General features: G+C 41.3%; 21 protein-coding genes. 10 read left to right on the forward strand and 11 right to left on the reverse strand.

Features of this window, described 5'->3' with window-relative positions; translation table 11 throughout:
* Window positions 1-25: 25 nt before the first annotated feature.
* Both AC1HJP_RS18085 and AC1HJP_RS18090 read left to right on the forward strand, forming a co-directional pair.
* On the forward strand, window positions 26-895 hold the full coding sequence (locus AC1HJP_RS18085; RefSeq protein ID WP_480362969.1) for an HDOD domain-containing protein: 870 nt from the start codon (window positions 26-28) through the stop codon (window positions 893-895).
* 52 nt (window positions 896-947) lie between these two features.
* On the forward strand, window positions 948-1,352 hold the full coding sequence (locus tag AC1HJP_RS18090) for a GFA family protein (protein ID WP_480363019.1): 405 nt from the start codon (window positions 948-950) through the stop codon (window positions 1,350-1,352).
* Between the two features lie 15 nt (window positions 1,353-1,367).
* On the opposite strand, the gene AC1HJP_RS18095 is transcribed toward AC1HJP_RS18090, so the two are convergent.
* The 7 genes from AC1HJP_RS18095 to AC1HJP_RS18125 form a co-directional block, all read right to left on the reverse strand.
* Window positions 1,368-2,081 (reverse strand): GNAT family N-acetyltransferase, encoded by a 714-nt coding sequence (locus tag AC1HJP_RS18095; RefSeq protein ID WP_480362970.1) that lies wholly within the window; start codon window positions 2,079-2,081, stop codon window positions 1,368-1,370.
* 3 nt (window positions 2,082-2,084) lie between these two features.
* Window positions 2,085-2,537, reverse strand: a complete 453-nt coding sequence (locus AC1HJP_RS18100) for a DMT family transporter (RefSeq protein WP_480362971.1) — start codon at window positions 2,535-2,537, stop codon at window positions 2,085-2,087.
* Entirely contained in the window at window positions 2,534-3,160 is a 627-nt protein-coding gene (locus AC1HJP_RS18105; RefSeq protein ID WP_480362972.1) for an NAD(P)H-dependent oxidoreductase, read from the reverse strand. The genes AC1HJP_RS18100 and AC1HJP_RS18105 overlap by 4 nt, the downstream gene beginning before the upstream one ends.
* 91 nt (window positions 3,161-3,251) lie before the next feature.
* Window positions 3,252-3,851, reverse strand: coding sequence for a Crp/Fnr family transcriptional regulator (locus tag AC1HJP_RS18110; RefSeq protein WP_480362973.1), 600 nt, complete (start codon window positions 3,849-3,851; stop codon window positions 3,252-3,254).
* Window positions 3,852-3,979: 128 nt separating this feature from the next.
* The gene (locus AC1HJP_RS18115; RefSeq protein WP_276609886.1) at window positions 3,980-4,105 is read right to left on the reverse strand and encodes a hypothetical protein; all 126 of its coding nucleotides are present in this window, start codon (window positions 4,103-4,105) and stop codon (window positions 3,980-3,982) included.
* 335 nt (window positions 4,106-4,440) lie between these two features.
* Window positions 4,441-4,821, reverse strand: coding sequence for a hypothetical protein (locus AC1HJP_RS18120; protein ID WP_404396979.1), 381 nt, complete (start codon window positions 4,819-4,821; stop codon window positions 4,441-4,443).
* Window positions 4,822-4,832: 11 nt separating this feature from the next.
* Window positions 4,833-5,114, reverse strand: a complete 282-nt coding sequence (locus AC1HJP_RS18125; RefSeq protein WP_480362974.1) for a hypothetical protein — start codon at window positions 5,112-5,114, stop codon at window positions 4,833-4,835.
* A gap of 532 nt (window positions 5,115-5,646) precedes the next feature.
* Here AC1HJP_RS18125 and AC1HJP_RS18130 point away from each other — a divergent pair.
* Window positions 5,647-6,336, forward strand: coding sequence for a DUF3667 domain-containing protein (locus AC1HJP_RS18130; protein WP_480362975.1), 690 nt, complete (start codon window positions 5,647-5,649; stop codon window positions 6,334-6,336).
* Between the two features lie 144 nt (window positions 6,337-6,480).
* Here AC1HJP_RS18130 and AC1HJP_RS18135 read toward each other — a convergent pair whose 3' ends face one another.
* The 4 genes from AC1HJP_RS18135 to AC1HJP_RS18150 form a co-directional block, all read right to left on the reverse strand.
* Window positions 6,481-9,597: an efflux RND transporter permease subunit gene (locus AC1HJP_RS18135; protein WP_480362976.1), complete on the reverse strand. Its 3,117-nt coding sequence runs from the start codon at window positions 9,595-9,597 to the stop codon at window positions 6,481-6,483.
* A gap of 9 nt (window positions 9,598-9,606) precedes the next feature.
* Window positions 9,607-10,569 (reverse strand): efflux RND transporter periplasmic adaptor subunit, encoded by a 963-nt coding sequence (locus AC1HJP_RS18140; RefSeq protein ID WP_480362977.1) that lies wholly within the window; start codon window positions 10,567-10,569, stop codon window positions 9,607-9,609.
* On the reverse strand, window positions 10,566-11,921 hold the full coding sequence (locus AC1HJP_RS18145; protein ID WP_480362978.1) for a TolC family protein: 1,356 nt from the start codon (window positions 11,919-11,921) through the stop codon (window positions 10,566-10,568). Before AC1HJP_RS18145 ends, AC1HJP_RS18140 begins: the two co-directional genes overlap by 4 nt.
* Before the next feature lie 151 nt (window positions 11,922-12,072).
* The gene (locus AC1HJP_RS18150) at window positions 12,073-12,405 is read right to left on the reverse strand and encodes a hypothetical protein (protein WP_480362979.1); all 333 of its coding nucleotides are present in this window, start codon (window positions 12,403-12,405) and stop codon (window positions 12,073-12,075) included.
* Between the two features lie 106 nt (window positions 12,406-12,511).
* Between AC1HJP_RS18150 and AC1HJP_RS18155 the strand changes: the two genes are divergently transcribed.
* From AC1HJP_RS18155 to AC1HJP_RS18185, 7 genes are all read left to right on the forward strand, one after another.
* The gene (locus AC1HJP_RS18155; protein ID WP_480362980.1) at window positions 12,512-12,907 is read left to right on the forward strand and encodes a MerR family transcriptional regulator; all 396 of its coding nucleotides are present in this window, start codon (window positions 12,512-12,514) and stop codon (window positions 12,905-12,907) included.
* Between the two features lie 2 nt (window positions 12,908-12,909).
* Window positions 12,910-14,937 carry a winged helix-turn-helix domain-containing protein gene (locus tag AC1HJP_RS18160; protein WP_480362981.1) on the forward strand — a complete coding sequence of 676 codons (2,028 nt, stop codon included), beginning with the start codon at window positions 12,910-12,912 and terminating at the stop codon, window positions 14,935-14,937.
* Between the two features lie 21 nt (window positions 14,938-14,958).
* A complete protein-coding gene (locus AC1HJP_RS18165) occupies window positions 14,959-15,366 on the forward strand; it encodes a VOC family protein (RefSeq protein WP_480362982.1) in 408 nt (135 codons plus the stop codon).
* Window positions 15,367-15,378: 12 nt separating this feature from the next.
* On the forward strand, window positions 15,379-15,738 hold the full coding sequence (locus tag AC1HJP_RS18170; protein ID WP_480362983.1) for a GFA family protein: 360 nt from the start codon (window positions 15,379-15,381) through the stop codon (window positions 15,736-15,738).
* A 35-nt stretch (window positions 15,739-15,773) separates the two neighbouring features.
* Entirely contained in the window at window positions 15,774-16,160 is a 387-nt protein-coding gene (gene gloA2 / locus AC1HJP_RS18175) for an SMU1112c/YaeR family gloxylase I-like metalloprotein (protein ID WP_480362984.1), read from the forward strand.
* A gap of 351 nt (window positions 16,161-16,511) precedes the next feature.
* Window positions 16,512-16,985, forward strand: a complete 474-nt coding sequence (locus AC1HJP_RS18180; protein WP_480362985.1) for a GNAT family N-acetyltransferase — start codon at window positions 16,512-16,514, stop codon at window positions 16,983-16,985.
* Between the two features lie 242 nt (window positions 16,986-17,227).
* Complete coding sequence (locus AC1HJP_RS18185) at window positions 17,228-19,252, forward strand: methyl-accepting chemotaxis protein (RefSeq protein ID WP_480362986.1); 2,025 nt, start codon at window positions 17,228-17,230, stop codon at window positions 19,250-19,252.
* The last annotated feature ends 36 nt before the right edge of the window (window positions 19,253-19,288 follow it).

The raw sequence follows: 19,288 nt of genomic DNA on the forward strand, positions 1-19,288 counted from the left end.
ATGGGCTTTGTTTTGAGGATGTTATATGACGAATGCGCTAGCAAAAGAAATCGACAACATTCCTATGTTGCCGAGTGTGATAACGCAACTTTTATCTTTGTCTGTTAATGATCCTGACTATTTTAACAAAGTCATTCAGCTTGCAGAGTCTGATCCCACCTTTGCTCTTCGTACTATAAAGTTAAGCAACAGCGCATTGTTTGGAATTCATAACCCAATTACCAATATTCATGATGCGGTGATTCGTATTGGTATCGACCAAATTCATAATCTACTTGCTTCTATCGCGGTTACTAAAGTATTTGTGCCAGTGACAGATGCCGAAAAACGGTTATGGCAACACTCTCTTGAAGTTGCGTGTTTGGCCCGACTTATAGCGAGTCATTTAAACGAATGCCATGTGAAACCTGAGCAAGCATATCTAGCTGGTTTATTGCATGACCTAGGGTTATTTTTACGCTTTCAAGAAAGTCAGGACAAATTCAATCATATTGATGACTATGTGTGGTCAACGCCAGCTCAGCATGTTGAATCAGAAAAGCGGTTATTTGAAGAGCCACACGCACAATTATCTGAACAGATCTGCATACAATGGAATATACCCAAATCTATATCTAATGTAGTCGCACATCATCATCACTATGAGTTATCGGCACATCATGAGTTAAATGAAGACGCGGTTCATTTAGCTAGAATTATTCAACTTGCTGACTTATGTAGTGAAATGGTTTATCACATGAAAGGGGTGACAAAAAAGACAGTAGTTCAAGAAGTTAAACGCATTCCACCGTTGGCTGAATGGGCAAGAGCACACCTTAATTCGATAAAGGCCCTTGATGATGGCAAAGCTGCTCTAGAGCATGCCCATAAATTATTTGCTGAGCTACTTCATTAATGACTCTTAGCTGATTACACTAGCCACACAATAATTGTAATGAGTAAATATGATGTACCAAGGAAGTTGCCTGTGTGGCGCTATCAATGTCGAAGTTGGTCAAATCAGTGCTATTATTCACTGTCATTGTTCTTTATGTCGTAAATCGAGCGGTACTGCGTTTGCAACCAATGGCTTTGTGAACAGCGACGAATTCAAAATAGTCAAAGGCGCTGATAATTTAAATTTCTTTGAGATGAAAACAGGTCGTAAACGTCACTTTTGTAAAACTTGTGGCTCGCCAGTTTATAGCTCAAATGATGTCGATAAATCTCGTATTCGCCTGCGTCTAGGTATTCTTGATTCTGACATCACAGAGCGCCCAATCTCTCATAACTTCGTTACATCAAAAGCCTGTTGGGATAGCCTTAATCAAGATTTACCCCAATACGAAGCCCACGAGCCGAACCGGCAATAAGGGTATGAGTGTCGGTCAGACTGCTTGGCTTGGCTCTAGGTGATAAACCTCAGCAAGCAAGCTGAACCCCATTTGTTGGTACAGCGGAAGTCCTGCTTTTGACGCTTGTAGCGTCATTAAACGAGTATCTTGACGCTTGGCAAAATCAACCAGGTGATGCATAAGTGTTTTTGCTATGCCTTGGCCTCTAAAATTAGGATCGACACCTACTTGATGCACGCCCATCACATCATCGCTTTGAAATGTAATGGCTGTGCCTGCTATAGTCCCGTCAACCTTATAAGAAAACAAAGTCGCATTTGGGTTTGTGAGTAGAGGTAACAGAGCTTCTGGCGCGATGCTATAACCAAATGCGTTTGAACAAGCTTGAGCCCAAGACGCTAAATCATCTGGACGAGTGAGCACTTCAACTTGGTTTGACCCATTAAAGTGTGCCTCGTACAAAGGCAAAACCATGGCTTGCAGTGACATTTTTACTTGCTCTGAACTATGCTCTGCTGACTTTAAAATCGTCACTCTAGATTTGCCAGCGGGGAATGTATGCGCTTTTTCTGAGTAATCTAAACCAAAGTCGGCCTGCCAAGCTTTATTTGGCCAACAGGTATGTATTTTTAGTTTTTGCTCGCTTTTTTGATGCTTTTGTTGAACACTTTTTAGTTCAGTGTTGTGCGCCATTGCAGACCAAAATGCATCTAAATTCTGTAAGTTTTTTGCAAGTTCTGAAGTCATGATCTAGTCCCTGTTAATTAGAATAATACCGACGATGAGCAGCGCGCTGCCTAATAGCTTGCTACTGGTTATGAGTTTTTGTGGGCTCTCAAATAGCCCAAAGTGGCTGATCAGCATGGCAATAACAAGCTGGCCGGTGAGGGCATAACTCATCATCATACCCGCGCCCATTTTTGGTATGAGCCAATACATTGCACCGACACCAACCACACTCAAAGTACAAGAAAACCATAAATACCAAGGCACACTTGTCAGTTGTATGTTACTAAAAGTGATTTGCAGCGTCTTAAACTGGCTGAGCACAATAAAGCTGGTGATAAGCGTAAAGCTGGCTAAAAACGCAAAACCTGTGGCTAGAAGCGCACTGTTTAAGTGTACCCCGAGCCTTGCATTCATGGCTGCCTGGATAGCAATACAGCCGCCAGCAAGAATTGCCAGCATACCGAGCGAGTTCATAATGTTACCACCAACTGCTCGGTTGTTTTTCTAAATTTAGGCCGAGTCGCAGTGCTGTCACTTTTACTGCGAATACCAACAGGGCAAAGAATAGCGGCATTAAGCCCTTGTTTATCGAGCCCAAGCACTTGGTTGATACCTTGAGCATCAAACCCAGTCATAGGGCCAGCATCAATTTGATGCATTGCTGCATAACTGAGGAGCTTGCCAAGGGCGATGTAGCATTGTTGCTGCGCCCAAGTACTTTGCTCTGCTGATGTTCTACTCAAAATGTCTTGTGAAATGATATCTTTATATGCCGATAACGTTTCATCCTCTTTGCATTGAGAAGCCGCAAGCTCACTGATAAAAGTGTTGATAGTGTCTGCGGTGATCTCGGTGTAATTTGCCAATACCAATAAATGTGAGCACTCTGCTACTTTGTTTTGCCCATAACTAAATGGTAAGCATGCATTTTTAAGTGCAGCACTTTCAACAATTAAAAGTTTGTAAGGTTGCATACCATAAGCGCTGGCACTGAGTCTGACACTCTCAGCTAAGCCATCAATTTGTGTTTGCGATAAAGTCTGGTTTGAAAATTCTTTTACAGCGTAGCGCCAGTTTAGTGCATCTAAATAGTTCATTGCTTTCATTCCTGCAAGTGGTTGATGCGGTTAGTTTATGAAAGCTGAACTTTGAACGCCTTTACATATGTTGATAAAAGCAATTAATTATTTAACCGAAGCTCAGGTTATTTAGATCTTTTCTAATTCGACTGAGTTGGGTAGGTGTTATCCCTAGATAACTGGCAATATGGTACTGAGGGAGTCTCGACAAAATTGACTCGTACTTGTCTAAAAACATCAAATATCGTTGTTTTGCTTCGTGTTGTAAGTATCCAATTTCTTTAGGCTCTTTCTCTAACAGCCAATGTTGCTCTAAGTAGTTGATATGAAATGCCATAAGTTCATTATCAGCAAACAACTCACGGCGAAACTGTTTAAAATCTATAGTTATGATGTCACAGTCTTCGAGCGCTTCTATGGCTAAAAAGCTGGTTTCATTCTTTAGTAAGGCACTCATTGAGCCTGGAAAACGTCCTTCAGCAAAGAAGTTTTTATTAAACTCATTACCTTCTGCATCTATCAAATAAGCGCGCATCAACCCTTTATGAATAAAGGCAAAACTACTGGGTATTTCACCAATGGCATACAAGGTTGTGCCTTTAGCAATACGAGTATATTGGCAGGCACTAAAGTAGCGGTTTAAAGCTTGAACTGATAATGGAGCGTATTGTTTAAGTGTTTGTTCTAAATGGGTAAACGCAGCTTGCAATGAGATAAACCTAGATGATGTAAAGACTTTGACTATAACAAGTAATAATAAAATAGGTAAGAATTAAGATAGAAGTAAGTTTCTAAATGAGGGGGGAATTGGAGGCCAGCGAACTGGCCATACTATAATTAGCGGTTCGAGTGAGACCACTTAGGGTTATAGTTAACGATTTCAGAGCAGATAGCGAAAACATAACCAACAGAAAGAATTGTGTAGAAACAGATAAGCTCTGTAAGGCTTTTAGAAGTATTCATGATTTCCTCTTTGTTTTGTTTATTCACTTACTAGTCTAATAATTAGAGTTCGAATTATCAAGGTTGTTTTTTGATCTTTTTATTACAGTGGATAATTAAGAGTTCTAATATTTTGTATTTTTGTTTTTAACTTTATGTTTTTATTGGATTTTAAATTTTTGTGAAGAGGTTTCTTATGTGCTCATAACTTGAATTTATATCCTTAATAAATAATTAGATATAAAAGTAAATTGATTCTAAAAACGAGAGTGGATCAGGGTTTAGGTTAGTTTTTCTTGCTGGTTTTCATTTTAAGGTGATGATTTTTATTGTTATTCTGTAATCTTTGAGAAAGGTTAGGGTGCAAACCTTTTTATCTTGGCGAGCAGTAGAAAAGCGATATGGGAAATACATACTGACAAGAATGCACTGATCCCAAGTGCGCCACCAAATCCTGTTAAGTGAGGGATGAGATACTCAAAAAACAGCGCAAACAAAACCGCAGATAAACAAATGCTTTCAAGGCCGAACCGAATAGGGGCACTCATGCCTACAAAAGTACTGCCAAAAAATACCAAGCTATAAAGTTCAGTATTCAAACCAACTAAGTAGAAAATACCATAGGCTAAAATAGATAAGCAGCTTGACGCACGGATGGCATCAAAGCGGTTTCGTTTTGCTAACAGGTAGGTTGAAATAGCGCCCAATAACGAGATAAATAACAAATCAATTGCAATCGAATTTAGCATTACATCAATACCTGTCTAGTAAGTACAAAAATAGCGACCGAGGTAAACGCAATTCCGCCAAGTCGTCCGCCAAAGCCACTGAATAAACGAATACTTGAAACATAAAGCAAGGTGCCTATTAAGCAAATAAGCGATAACGCCCATACGCTTTCTATTAATTCGACAGAGCACATACCGGTGAAGCAGCCTGCATACAAGGTTGCATGGGGGTGGTGTGCGAGTTTTTCATTGCTCGGAATAAAGCTTGCGACAAATGCGGGAATACTTGCTGCTAAAACCACAGGAAACGCAAAAAATGCGTGCAATAAAAAGCAAGCAAATGCGCCAATTGAGTAGGTGATTAATAACGTTGAGCTAAAGTGAATTCTGTGAGAAATGAGTTTTTGCCTTATTTTAGTGCGCGTTTTGTGTGGAATTGAACACTTGTTAAGTTCGCTATTTTATCGAAAGTGACTTTAAAAATCAGCCAGATAAATTTTGTTTTGGCGTGGGGTAAACCCAAGCCTACGGATCTTCACTGTTTTTATTCTGTAGGCGCCGATTTTACATCGCGCTTATTGCTTAAATGTCATCAAAAACGCGTTTACGAGATATTTATAAATCAAGTTGCATAAAGTTAGTAATACGACCAAGGTCATGGGTGGTTAAGAGAGAGCAGTCCATTTTTAATATTTAACTAGCAGACTAACCAGAGTTGAAATAACGTTTTATCTTCAATATTACTTGCGTTGCTCGAATATCTAATATGAAATGAATAAAAGTCATATAGCAACTTAAAAACCTATAGTTTTTAAGTAAATAACGAATAATTATATGGAATTGAATTGTAAGAATTGCCAAGCCTTGTTATCTGATGAAGCTAAGTTTTGTTCTCAATGTGGGCAAAGTATTAAATCAACTAGGCAACCACTAATTCCTTTTATAAGAGAATCTGTGCATGAATTGTTAGATATTGATGGCAGGCTTTCTCGAACACTGAAAACTTTGTTCATCAAGCCGGGTTTAGCCTCGCATGAGTACGAGCATGGAATGCGTGCCAAATATACGCCTCCACTTAGGCTGTACTTAGTTGTTAGTGTGATCTTTTTCTTATTATTTTCGACATTTCAACAATTCTTTATTGTCGCAGAAGATTACTCGGCTTCGTCTTTAGATTTGTATTCTAAAGCGATGTTTATCTTGTTCCCTCTATTTGCTCTCTACGTAAAAGCACTTTACCCAAGTAGTTACATGGTGAGTAATATTGTGTTTTCGTTACATATTCATACCATGAGTTACTTGGTCTTGATTTTAATGGGGCCACTTGAGGTATTAGAACAAAAGCACACAACTTTTCTCATTCTTCAACCACCTATCTTGTTATATGCTTTGTGGTACTTTTTACAAGCATTTAAGACCATGTATCAGGCATCATGGTGGGTCACAATTTTAAAGTCAGGTGTAATTTATTTGGTATATATGGCGACTATGGGTGTGATGTTTGATGTGGTGTTAAGCAAATAAAAGTTTCTGCCTAATTTCTATCTATGCAAAATAACAATTCATAAACTTTAAATAAGAAGCAGCGTTCCAACACTGCTTCTTAAAGTGGCTATTCCTTAAAGTAACTATTCTTGAAATGATTACTTTATAAAAAAGAAAGTACCGTTATCTTCGATAAACCAATTTATAAAGCGCAGGTAACACCACTAAAGTCAGGAGTGTCGAGGTGACAATACCGCCGACGACGACGGTAGCCAGTGGCCTTTGTACTTCTGCACCAGTGCCTACATTCAGCGCCATGGGCAAAAAGCCAAGGCTGGCGACTAAGGCGGTCATCATGACTGGGCGTAACCTTTGAAGCGCCCCTTGCTCGATGGCTTGGTATAGGTTTAAACCTTGCTCCCTGAGCTGCTTAATAAATGACAGCATGACGACACCGTTAAGTACTGCGACACCAGAGAGGGCAATAAAGCCGACTGCGGCAGAAATTGAAAAAGGCATGTCTCTGAGCACTAAAGCCAATACCCCACCCGTTAATGCCAATGGTACGCCACTGAAAATGACCAATGCATCTTTGATTGAATTAAACGCGCTATAAAGCAGCCCTAAAATCAATAATAAAGTCACAGGTACTACAATGCTGAGTCGCTGACTGGCTGATTCGAGTTGCTCAAAAGTCCCCCCATAATCAAGCCAATAACCTGCAGGAAGATTTAGTTCGCCATTCATAAGTGTTTTTGTTTCACTGATAAAACTGGCTAAATCTCGTTCATCAACGTTGGCGGTGACAATCACATTGCGTTTGCCGCTTTCACGGTTAATTTGATTCGGCCCTGTGGTCAACTCGATATTGGCCACTTCGCCCAAGGGCACAAACGCCAGATCTGGGTTTTGACTTGCAGGTAAAGCCACAGGCAGTGATTTTAAGGCCTCTAAATCTTGCGCCCATTGTTTATCAAGCCTGACTAAGAGTTTAAAGCGTTTGTCGCCTTCATAAATTAGGCCTGTTTCAACACCACCGACTGCAGTGGCGAGGGTGTCTTGAATATCACTGACCGTTAAGCCGAGTAACGCCAAATGATCACGCTGTGGTTCAACCGATAAAGTCGGTAAGCCAGCCATTTGCTCTAAGCGCACATCGGTGGCACCACGGACATTTTTCAATAATGCCGTGGCGTTTTCGCCATATTGTTCAAGTACACTTAAGTCATCGCCATAAATCCGCAGTGCCACATCGGCGCGTACTCCGGCGATTAATTCGTTAAAGCGCATTTCAATGGGTTGAGTAAACTCGTATTTATTACCCGGCATGTCAGCGACTTTAGCTCTGAGTCGAGCAAGTACATCAGCTTTACTCTCATCAGGGTTGGGCCATTCAGATTTAGGCTTTAAGATCATAAAGGTGTCTGCCACATTCGGCGGCATAGGATCGGTGGCGACATCAGGTGTGCCAATTTTTGAGAACACATGCGCCACTTCAGGCATGGTTTTAATGGTGTTTTCAAGCGTTAATTGCATCTCAACCGATTGCTCTAACCCAGTGCCTGTGATCCGAAGCGCATGCATAGCAATATCGCCTTCGTCGAGTTTAGGTAAAAATTCAGCCCCAAGTTTTTGTGCTTGCCAAGCGACAATTCCTACAAAAGTGAATGCCACGGCGACTAACGCAACCGAGTGTTTCAAAGAGTATGCGAGTAACGGCTGGTAAATGGCTTTTGCTGAGCGCATGACTCGATTTTCTTTTTCTTCAATTTTGCCTTTAACGAAAATGGCAATGGCCGCAGGCACAAAGGTAATAGAAAAGATCAGCGCGCCAATTAACGCAGCGATTACGGTAAACGCCATTGGCTGGAACATTTTGCCCTCGACGCCTTGCAGGGCAAATAAGGGTAAATACACCAACATGATGATCAGCATGCCAAATGCGGCGGGATTAAAGACTTCTTTGGTACTGTGATACACAACGTCTAAGCGCTCTTTTAAGGTTAACAAGCGACCGTGTTGGTGTTGGGCTAATCCCAAACGGCGCAGGGCATTCTCAACGACTATGACCGCGCCGTCGACAATCAAGCCAAAATCTATGGCGCCCAAGCTCATTAAGTTACCCGATACGCGATTGCTTACCATGCCTGTCATGGCAAACAACATACTCAGTGGAATAACCAATGCGGTAATGAGCGCACCTGTGATGTTGCCAAGTAACAGGAACAAAATAACGATGACTAACACCGCGCCCTCAAATAGGTTTTTCTCTATGGTGGCAATGGTTTTATCAACTAACGTTGTGCGGTCGTAAACGGCTTCGACAATAACGCCTTTAGGCAAACTACTTTGAATTGCTTGTAGTTTATCTGCAACGGCTTTGGCAACCACACGACTGTTTTCACTCATCAACATCATGGCTGTGCCAAGTACCGCTTCTTCACCGCCATAACTGGCAGCGCCGGTTCGCAGCTCTTTTCCATAAGAGACTTTGCCTATGTCTTTAATACGAACGGGTGCATCGTCACGCCTTGCGATTACAAGTTGTTCAATGTCCGTCAGGGTTTTCAATTGCCCGGGAGAGCGAACCAAATATTGCATGCCATTGCGCTCAATATAACCTGCGCCGCGATTGGCATTATTTTGCTCAAGGGCATTAACCACATCGGCAATAGTCAGTTTATACGCCAGTAGTTTGCTCGGCTCAGGGGCAACTTGATATTGCTTTTCAAACCCGCCAATGCTGTTTATCTCAGTGATCCCTTTAACTTTCATGAGTTGCGGTTTGATAACCCAGTCTTGCAAAGTGCGCAGATCTTCTGCGCTATAAGCCGAGCCATCGGGCTTTTTGGCACTCTCTTGTGCTCTAACAATATAGGTAAATATTTCCCCTAAACCACTGGCGATAGGGCCCATACTGGGCTCTATGTTGCGGGGCAATTCGCTGCGAACACTTTGCAGACGTTCGCCAATTTGCTGTCTTGCCCAGTAAATATCGGTACCTTCGTTAAAAATAACGGTGACTTGAGATAAACCATAACGCGACAGCGAGCGTGTTGTTTCGAGGTTTGGTAATCCTGCCATGGCGTTTTCTATTAAATAGGTGATCCGTTGCTCGGTTTCTAAAGGAGTGAAACCGGTGGCTTTGGTATTGATCTGCACCTGTACGTTGGTAATGTCTGGGACCGCATCAATCGATAAGCGCGTCATGTTATACACACCAAATGCGGCAACCAGCAAAGTGGCAGCCATGACTAGCCAGCGACGCTTTACGGCAAAAGAAACTATAAAATCAATCATCTCTGCTCCTTAGTGCGCGTGGCTTGCGCCGTTTTTTAGAATATCGGCTTTTAAGATGTAACTGTTTTCAGTGACATACTCTTCGCCTGCATTTAAGCCTTCAATGACCGACACCCATTCGCGGTTGGCTTCACCAAGTTTTACATGACGCGCCTCAAAGCGGTTTGCAGTTTTAACAAACACCACGTTTTCGTCTTTTAAGCTTTGAATGGCGGTTTGTTTCACTCTTAATTGGCTTGTAAGCTCTGCCGTTTTTACATCGGCTTTCACATGCATGCCTGGTCGCCAGTGTCCGTCACGGTTGTTTAGCACCACTCTTGCCCGAGCGATGTGTCCGCCTGTCATCATAGGGGCGATATACGAGACCTTGCCCGAGGTGTTTAAGTGTTGGTGTAAATCGTAAATATCAGCGCTTTGACCGATTTTGAGCTTTTCGATGTTTTCTGGAAATGCCGACAGCTCAACCCACACTTGCTCAAGATTAATGATGGTCAGTAAGGTTTGATCTAACGCCAGTTGCCCCTGCGCAATTAAACGCTCTGTTACTTCTCCATCGGCAGGACTTTTGATGATATAGCTTTGTAAGGTTTGGCGATTTTGTACTTTGAGTAACGGCTGGTTTTTAGTCACTCGATCACCAATTTCTACAAATACTTTTTCAACAATGCCCTGATAAGGTGCCATGATGGTGAAAGTGTTGTCTATGGTTGGCGCGACCACGCCAAACAAGGTGTCGTGTTGGCTTATTATGCCACTGCTCGCACGTTCGGTTTTTATACCATTGGCTAAAATGGCTTGCTCGGTGAGCACCACCACATTTTCTTCTTCATCATGTTGCAGTTGTTTCTGAGCCGAAGTTGTCTTTTCATCGTGATCATGTCCTTCGCCAGCAAAAACCATAGTGCTATGAGTCAGACCGAGCGTTGAGAAAGCGAATATTAAGGCGATAGTCGATAGTTTTAATGATTTCATAGTGTGTTGCTCCATGGCGAAGAAGTTGCAGTTTCTTTAGAGAGAGGTGACAGAGAATGAGCGTTATTCAGTGCTGATAGCGAGGTATTGCCAATTAGACGCTGTAACATAAGGTGCGAATTAAGCAGTGATATCTGTGTGTCTATGATCGCTTGCTCGGTATTGAAACGCTCTTTTTGCGCATCTAACAGTTGCAACACTGAGATCTGCCCAAGACGATAACTGTCTAAACTTTGTGAGATTAAAGTTTTTGCCAAAGGGAGTAATTGGCTTTGCAACAGCAAGAGTCTGCGCTGTTGGTTTTGCGCTTGGGTGTAGGTTTGGGTTATCTGCTGCTTAAGAGATTGGCGAATTAATTGCTGCTGTTCACTTAATAAGTCGATTTGCGCACGAGCCGCTTTAATATTGCCTTGTTGCGGATTGCTGAGTTGCAGAGGCATTGCTGCTTCAAACAGCAGTGAAGCACTGTTACTGGCATTATCAAATCTGACTCCTGTGCCAAGAGTAAGATCTGCGACCGAATTGGCTGAAGCCATTTGCATAGTTTCTTGTTCGGCTAGCACTTGTTGTGAGATAAGCTGAATTTCAGGTGCCAGATCAATAGCGTTATGTAAGTCAGCTAAATTTGGCAGGCTCAGTTCTGCTTTCAGATTGCTGTTAGCATTACCGTTAGCGTTTCTGCGAGTTGGTAGTAGTTTTTGAACGGTATTGAAGTCAGTTTCACCTAACCAAAATTGAGCAAGGCGCAGTTTTGCTGTTGTAAATTCACTTTCAAGCTGTTGCTGTTCGAGCTGTAGCGTACCGTATTCAAACTGCATCCGAGCCACATCGGCATTCGATACCGCACCCGCCGCTGCGCGTTGTTTAATGGTATTAAGCGCGTCCGATACCGTACTTTGCTGCGTTTGGCTTAATGCTAGCAAGCTTTGTAAGTGCATCACCTGGTAATATTGCGCGGTGGCATCAGCAAACACATCGAGTTGTGTGAGTTGATATTCGGTCTGAAATTGCGCCAGTTTGCTATCTTGCATTGCAATGCGACGCTGCTTTTTATCACCGCGTTCAAATAATTGGCTGATAAGCAAAGTGCCTTCTATAGCACTGACACCTTTTGTTTCGTTACTGCCGAATACATTTTCGAGCGAGAAGCTTAATTCTGGGTTAGGCGATAAACCCGCTTGTAAGCGGTTCGCTTCGATAATGGCTGCTTTTTCTTTGTAAAGTTGCAAACTAGGGTGGTTTGTTTGTGTGCGTTGTAGCACAGTTTTTAGGCTAAGCGGCGTTTGCTCAGCCCACACAGGTTGTGGCATACAAACAGCCAAACCCATGATCAAAAGTGAGACCTTTTTCATGTTCGTTACTCAATTTATTAAAATTCTGGATGAAAATTAACAGTCGAGCGCACACTGGATGATAGCTAGAAGCTAGAAGCTAGAAGCTAGAAGCTAGAAGCTAGAAGCAATAGCAATGAATCATCAGTTCAAAAATTTATAAATGTGTGCGCTAGGCGTGATTGAGTAAACTCGGAGGCGGTACTAAAGGCGGGTAACATTTGCTTTGATAAGCAGGGTTGTAACTGCTGATTTGTTCGCTATAAGCCAGCACACTTTGAACTTTAATGCTATTGCCGCTGTGACAAGTGTGGTGGTTATGAATATCAGCGTGGAAAACCTGCGAGCCATCGTCGGCTTGATCGAAATGAGGTGATTTAACTAACTCATGTACATGGACAGGTTCATCATGACTATTATCGGCATGAAAAGGCGCGCGGTCACAATTTAATAAACTGTGCAGCAAGACCAATACAAAAATGTATGCGATGCGCGATTTCAACATGACTAATCTATAAACCAATAATTTAAATGAGTTTAACTATTTCACACGAATAAAAAGTGCGTTAATGTAAGGCCACTATAAAGCTTCCAGTAACGGGAAGGTCAACATGAAAATTGCCGAACTTTCAAAATTAACTCAGGTGACCAGTAAAACCATTCGTTATTACGAAGAGATAGGATTATTACCAGAGCCCGCCCGTGCCGCCAACGGTTATCGCGTTTATCAGCAAGAAGATGTTGAGCGTTTATCGTTTATTCGCCGCTGTAGAGATTTACAAATTCCTCTTGAAGAGATTAAAAAAGTGCTTGGGTGCGATCATGGCAATGCCTGCGAAGGGCACAATAATCATGTTGATGACTTAATCGCAGCGCAATTAGAGCGAGTTAAAAAAGCCAAAATTGAACTCGAAGCATTAGAGCAAACCTTAACAGGCTTGCTTGACGGATGTGATGACCCAAATTCGAGTCAGTGCAATATCTTGCAGAACTTACGAGCTCACTAAGTATGCAACAAGCACATTTTCATGGTTTCACCATAAACTGGCAATCAGGCGAACTAAGCAAGCAAGGCACTGTAACGCAACTCGAACCTAGGCTGGTGGCGGTGCTTAAAGTGTTATTTGATGCCAAAGGTGAGCTTGTCAGTTATGAGCAATTACAACAACAAGTTTGGCAAGATGTGATTGTTGCTCCAAATGCGTTACAGCGTGTTATCGCACAACTGAGAAAGTCTCTTGGCGATACAGCCAAACAGCAGGGCATTATTAAAACGCATCCTAAACGTGGTTATAGCTTGGTTTTTGTGACTTCTAGTCTAGAAGGTGAAAAGCTTGAAGTTGAGGCATTTGAAGGCGAGGCGCTTGAAAAGCAAAACATCACAGACGCCCACCAAGCCAAACAGAGTCTTTTGAATCAACCAATTGCTTTGTTAGGTGTTGTTTCATTATTAATCGTCATATTTACGTGTATTCATTTGTTTTTTAAACCAGCGACAAAAGCTGAAACTGCTCAGGCGAATTTAATTAGTTTAGACACACAAACTGAGCAACTAGCTCAAGCAGTGCCGCTGTCCAAAACTGAGTTTATCTTTATCGATAAACAAGCTGGTAACCAGTTAGTGCTTCACAATACACAAAACAACCTGAGAGAAGTGCTGTTAAATAAAGCGCATCTTTATGGTCGAATGGTTTTAGCTAAAGATAAACAGCAACTGCGTTTTGGCCAAACCATTGAACAAAATGGCGTCAAATGCGCTGAATTAGTGGTGTTAGATATCAAGACTAAAGCGCTCACTCGTGTATTGCCTTGCCAAAATGACTTCAATCACACGCCGCTTTTCATAAATGATGAAACACTTTTGTTTATTAAAACCGACAAACAATGGCAGTCAGAGTTGATTTCTTTGAATATTCAAACACATCAACAAACTAGTTTGCTTGCAGGTCAGATTGAGAATGCTTTTTTATCGCCTGATAAAACTTTACTAGCGATGCGATACAACAAGCAATTACAGGTGTTTGAACTTAAGGAGAAAAAGCTTGAATCCATTAGCTTAGGTTTCAGCTTCGACCAAACGTTAAGTTCTAACAACTTGGCTATGACATTTTCAGACAATGGCAACCTTTGGGTAGCTCTAGATAAATCACTTGTAGAATACAGTCCTCAGGGAAAGGTCATAAGCAAAACAAACCTAGCTAGTAGCATGCAAGTATCGGAGTTAACGTTTATTGAAAAGCAGTTGTTTGCTTTACTCGGTCGAGACAATCATCAGGTTCGCTTAAGCTCTGTAACTAACCTTATCAATGTCGTTGATATTGCACCTTCTAAATTTACTGATATGCAGGGTAAGTTCCGACCTGAAACAGGTGAAATCAGTGTACTCAGCAATCGAAGTGGTGCAACTCAGATTTGGCTGCAACAAGGTGAACAGCTTTTGCAATTAACTCAAGCAGGGGCTGTTATAGATCACATTTGGTTAGATAAAAATCGAGTGGCTTATCTCATTGAAAATCATGTTTGGTTTTTAAACCTTGCTGATGAAAACTCTAAACCAAAAAAGCTCGAGTTGGATGTACCTGTAAAGCAATTGCTGCAAGCAACAATAAATACTTTGTACGTACAATCTGAAACAGAGTTACACACCTCTCTAATTGCCATAGATTTAAAAACGAATAGCCTTAGCACTCTATTTGAAGGGTCCTTTCATTGGGCACAGGTGTTACCCGACAACACTCTAGTATTGAATGACAACAGCCAACTTAAAAAAATCGTAGGCGGTCAGGTGCAAGCTATTACAGCACTGCCAGCATTAACACTTCAAGGCCGTTATTACATGAAAGGCAATGAAGTTTTTCTTCAAGATAAGCAGCAAAATGTTTGGTTGTATAACCCAGTATTAGAGCAAGCTGAAGTTATTGGTCGTTTTGATAAAAACAATTTGTTTATGAGTGATTTTTCAAAACGGTCTTTAAAGATGTTGGGTGATAACTTTGTGAAAACTAACAACGAATTGGTCATGATTGAATTGAAGTAAGCCAAAATAGACGGATCAGAGATGTCAGGAAAAATTGAACAAAGTATAGGTTGTATTGCCCTAGTGGTTGAAAACTACGATGATGCCATTGAGTTTTACACGAGCAAACTTAGATTTACCTTAGTTGAAGATACAGAGTTGGGAGGCGGAAAACGCTGGGTTCAAGTGTCACCGCCAAACTCGAATGGCACGAATCTATTATTAGCGCAGGCGAGTTCTGATGAGCAGAAAAACGCAGTCGGTAATCAGACCGGTGGCCGGGTGTTCTTGTTTCTACAGACCAATGATTTTTGGCGCGATTATGAGTTTATGAGAAGTAAAGGCGTGGTGTTTCATGAAGAACCACGAGAAGAGGCATATGGCACAGTAGTGGTATTTCAAGATCTTTACGGCAATAAGTGGGACTTACTACAACTTAATAAAAAATAAAGGGAAAATAAGATGCTAAATGCAAGTTGTCATTGTGGGAATATTCAATTAACTATGCCGAAACCTGAGTCACTTACCAGTTGCAATTGCTCTATTTGCCATCGTTTAGCGGCCCTGTGGGGGAACTATCCTCCGCAAGACGTTTCACTCAATATCAACCAAGGTGGTACAGAAATTTATAGCCATGGTGACGAGTTCATACACTTTCATCGCTGTGGAAAATGTGGGTGTACTACCCATTACACCTTGACTGAAAAAACCGGAAGAGAGAAAACCGCTGTGAATTTTCGTATGGTGGACCCAGCAGTTGCACAAGATATTAAGGTAAGGCGTTTTGACGGTGCGGACACTTGGACGTTTATAGATGAGTAAGTTTTGATAATGTCCTATTTTGCGAGGAGAAGAGGTTGAATTTAAAAGGCATTCATCATGTGGCAATTATTTGTTCTGATTATGAAAGGTCTAAAGCTTTTTACACACAAGTTTTAGGGTTACAAGTCGTTGCAGAAAATTACCGAGCAGAGCGAGACTCTTTCAAGCTAGATTTGGCTTTGCCTGATGGCAGCCAAATTGAATTGTTTTCTTTTCTGAATGCGCCAGAAAGAGTGAGCCGCCCAGAAGCTCAGGGCTTAAGGCATTTGGCCTTTGGTGTTGAATGTATCGACACTGAAGTAAAGGCATTAGAAAATCATGGGGTTGAAGTAGAGGCTATACGTGTGGATGAATACACTGGAAAGCGGTTTACTTTTTTCCAAGACCCAGATGGTTTACCTTTAGAGTTGTACGAAGTTTAGAGGAGCCAAGATGTCTGATGCGATTTGTCCAAAGTGCCATGAGAAAATCGAGCCTTTTGCGATGTCACTCGCTTTTTTTCCGTTCTACTTTAAGTGCAATCATTGTAATGTGCGACTAAAGCTCAAATCTTGGAAACTTCTTGTGTCAGTACTCATTACATATTTGTTGGTTGTGGTGTTGATGATTTGGCTTTTACCTGCCTTTAGAGGCTACGCAGTCTTAACGAGTGTGTTTGTCTGGCTGGTACTTTATAATTTCATTGCGCATAAAATGCTGAGCAAAAACAATCTGCTAGTTGTTGGGTGAGTTAATCTCGGTACTTTTCTGTATATATAACAATAATAAGTAAGATGATGATCCAACAATTAAACAATTCCTCCTATGAGGTTAGCCAGCAAATCTATCAGGTTTTTCAAAGCTCTTACAAAATCGAGGCTGATCTAATTAGTGTCGAAAATTTTCCGCCTTTATCTCGCACGGTTCAAAACATACAAGCTTCAACGTCTCAGTTTTATGGTTTTATTGTTGAAGGTGAGCTTGCGGGTGTAATTGAAATATCATTGAATGAGTCTTCAGCTCAGGACATTTCAAAAACAATTCTAGAAATAGACAGCTTAACGGTATCACCTCTGTATTTTAAACAAGGGATAGCGAGCCGTTTAATTGAGTTTGTTTTGCAAAATAAAGCGTTTGAATATGCCATCGTCGAGACTGCTGTGGTAAACCAACCGGCAATTAAGTTATATGAGAAACATGGCTTTAGAGCTTTTAAGCAGTTTACACCGGCACATGGCATTGAAAAAGTGGCATTACAGCGTGGTTAGTTCACTTTAAAGTGTTATAGCAAGTTATTATGTGCAACCGTGCAGTTAGGCTTAATTACTTGTGAAGTTTAAAAACCTCATATTGAACAATATTACAATTGCTTAATTACTTATCATCTTGGCATTTTTCGCCATAATTGCCTAAATTTATTAAAGAATCGTTAAATGTTTTAGAGTAAATGCTTGGAATTTGCTTTGTTTTATAACATAGTGGTCGGTCCTCAACCGTGGGAACCATTTTTATGCTTAGCAATTTAACAATAAAACAAAAAATAACAGCAGGCTTTGGGGCAATCGGGATTTTGCTTTTACTGGCGTGCTCACTGGGATATATGGCGCTATCACAGATCAGTGATGCAAATAGGAAAGTAACAGACATAACATTACCGGGCCAAAGAGCTGTTGATGAGTTACAGTTACAACAATTACGCTTGAGTAAACAGGTTGCCCAAGCATACAATTTAGAGTCGAAAAATGAGGTCGAGCAAGCTACACGTAACTTTGAATCTGCCGCTCAGACACAGCAGAGTTTAACTGCCCAATTAAAAAGTAAGCTGTCGTATAACCAAGCTTTAATTAGTTCAGTGTCTCAGGTTGAGCAAGCGATAAGCTCAATGGAACAAGCTGGCTATCAAATGTTGGCATTAAAATCGAACTCATTACTCGCACAAAATAAAATCGACACCTTGTTGCAAACTCTATTAGACAGTAAAGAGCAGGCCAGTGTGGCAATGCTAGATATCGAGTTGATAGAAGGAGCAAAAGGCCGTCAGCTCGAAGAGATGATGGGGACAGGTGTTCGCATTGATGACATGTTGTTCACTTTGGAAACAAACGCAAAGCAAATTCCAAATCTCAATTTAGCAAGCATTGCTGCACACAAAGAAGATATGTCTTTTATTCTGGATAACATCAGCAATAATTACGCTTTTTTGAAACGCCAAGCCCAAGGTGTGAATGCCAATGATGTGTTTATCAGCTTTGAGAACGCCCAAAAAGAAATAGAATCATTATTGAGAGCGCCTGGCAGCTTATACTCAGCGCTCAGCAAACAACGCCAGTCTCAAGCCGGTGCGACTAAGGCTTATCGTCAAGCAGAGCAACATGCTGTAAAAGTAATCAGTTCATTAAATGAAATACAAGATCAAACCAAAACATCATTTGAATCGTCTCAAAAGCTAACCCAAGAACTCATTTCGCAAGCACAAACCAGTGCAATCGTTCTGGTTGTCATTTTTGTGGGTTTAGCCGCATTTATTGCATTTTCAACAAGTAAAGCCATGCTTTCTCCACTGAAAGCAGTGAATAAAATGCTTAATTATTTAGCCGAGGGAGATTTCTCTCGTGACATGCAAAAACGCAATGACGACGAATTTGGTACTTTGATTGATAATATTAATAAGGTAAAAGACAGCCTTCGAGATCTGCTTAATGACATAAACACCAAAGTGCATGAGCTTGATAGTGTGTCTGAAAAGTCATTGTCTGAAAGTCGTTTAGTAGCAGATAATGCCGCATCACAAATGATCAGAATGGATGATGCCGCGAGTTTGGCACAAAATGTATCAAGTTCAGCATCAAACGTGTCTCAAAATGCACAGCAAAGTTTAGAGAGCTTACTACAGGCCAATGAACGTAAAGCTGAGGCTTCAACCTTGGTGGTTGATAATCAGTCTCACATCGAATCACTAGATGAAAAAATGACAGAGGCGGTGGAAATGATGACCCGTTTAACCTCGCACAGTAACAATATAGGGTCGATTTTAGACACCATAGTGTCGATTGCTGAGCAAACTAATCTGCTAGCTCTGAATGCAGCCATTGAAGCGGCAAGGGCGGGTGAGCAAGGTCGAGGTTTTGCGGTTGTTGCTGATGAAGTTAGAACATTGGCGTCTCGCACTCAAGATTCAACCGAAGAAATCAATAAGATGATTTCGGCCTTACAACAAGATACCAAACAAGCTGCTGATGCGATTCATGTTGGGCAAACAGATGCATCTGTTTGTGTTGAACAAAGCCAAGCATTGGTTGCTGTAATGCAACAAATTGAAGATGCGCTAAATGAAGTGACGAATTTAAGTGAGCAAGTGACACAATCTGCGGGGCAACAAGAGGGCGATTGCCAACGTATTGGCCATGTCATGCTTGAGGCTAAAGATACCGCTAGTGATAACGCATCTTCAATGAAGCAAATGGCTAAAGGCAGTGAGTCATTAAGTGAGTTTGCGCATAGGCTGGCTGAATCTGTTGAGAGGTTTAAGCTTTAACAGCTCTAAAATTAACAAGTAAGCCGCTTTTGATAG

Source organism: Pseudoalteromonas sp. NFXS53 (assembly GCF_056629255.1).

Coding starts and splice junctions, on each gene's coding strand:
- AC1HJP_RS18085 (WP_480362969.1), top strand. CDS start 26: ATGACGAATGCGCTAGCAAAAGAAATCGACAACATTCCTATGTTGCCG.
- AC1HJP_RS18090 (WP_480363019.1), top strand. CDS start 948: ATGTACCAAGGAAGTTGCCTGTGTGGCGCTATCAATGTCGAAGTTGGT.
- AC1HJP_RS18095 (WP_480362970.1), bottom strand. CDS start 2,081: ATGACTTCAGAACTTGCAAAAAACTTACAGAATTTAGATGCATTTTGG.
- AC1HJP_RS18100 (WP_480362971.1), bottom strand. CDS start 2,537: ATGAACTCGCTCGGTATGCTGGCAATTCTTGCTGGCGGCTGTATTGCT.
- AC1HJP_RS18105 (WP_480362972.1), bottom strand. CDS start 3,160: ATGAACTATTTAGATGCACTAAACTGGCGCTACGCTGTAAAAGAATTT.
- AC1HJP_RS18115 (WP_276609886.1), bottom strand. CDS start 4,105: ATGAATACTTCTAAAAGCCTTACAGAGCTTATCTGTTTCTACACAATT.
- AC1HJP_RS18130 (WP_480362975.1), top strand. CDS start 5,647: ATGGAATTGAATTGTAAGAATTGCCAAGCCTTGTTATCTGATGAAGCT.
- AC1HJP_RS18135 (WP_480362976.1), bottom strand. CDS start 9,597: ATGATTGATTTTATAGTTTCTTTTGCCGTAAAGCGTCGCTGGCTAGTC.
- AC1HJP_RS18140 (WP_480362977.1), bottom strand. CDS start 10,569: ATGAAATCATTAAAACTATCGACTATCGCCTTAATATTCGCTTTCTCA.
- AC1HJP_RS18145 (WP_480362978.1), bottom strand. CDS start 11,921: ATGAAAAAGGTCTCACTTTTGATCATGGGTTTGGCTGTTTGTATGCCA.
- AC1HJP_RS18150 (WP_480362979.1), bottom strand. CDS start 12,405: ATGTTGAAATCGCGCATCGCATACATTTTTGTATTGGTCTTGCTGCAC.
- AC1HJP_RS18155 (WP_480362980.1), top strand. CDS start 12,512: ATGAAAATTGCCGAACTTTCAAAATTAACTCAGGTGACCAGTAAAACC.
- AC1HJP_RS18160 (WP_480362981.1), top strand. CDS start 12,910: ATGCAACAAGCACATTTTCATGGTTTCACCATAAACTGGCAATCAGGC.
- AC1HJP_RS18165 (WP_480362982.1), top strand. CDS start 14,959: ATGTCAGGAAAAATTGAACAAAGTATAGGTTGTATTGCCCTAGTGGTT.
- AC1HJP_RS18170 (WP_480362983.1), top strand. CDS start 15,379: ATGCTAAATGCAAGTTGTCATTGTGGGAATATTCAATTAACTATGCCG.
- AC1HJP_RS18180 (WP_480362985.1), top strand. CDS start 16,512: ATGATGATCCAACAATTAAACAATTCCTCCTATGAGGTTAGCCAGCAA.
- AC1HJP_RS18185 (WP_480362986.1), top strand. CDS start 17,228: ATGCTTAGCAATTTAACAATAAAACAAAAAATAACAGCAGGCTTTGGG.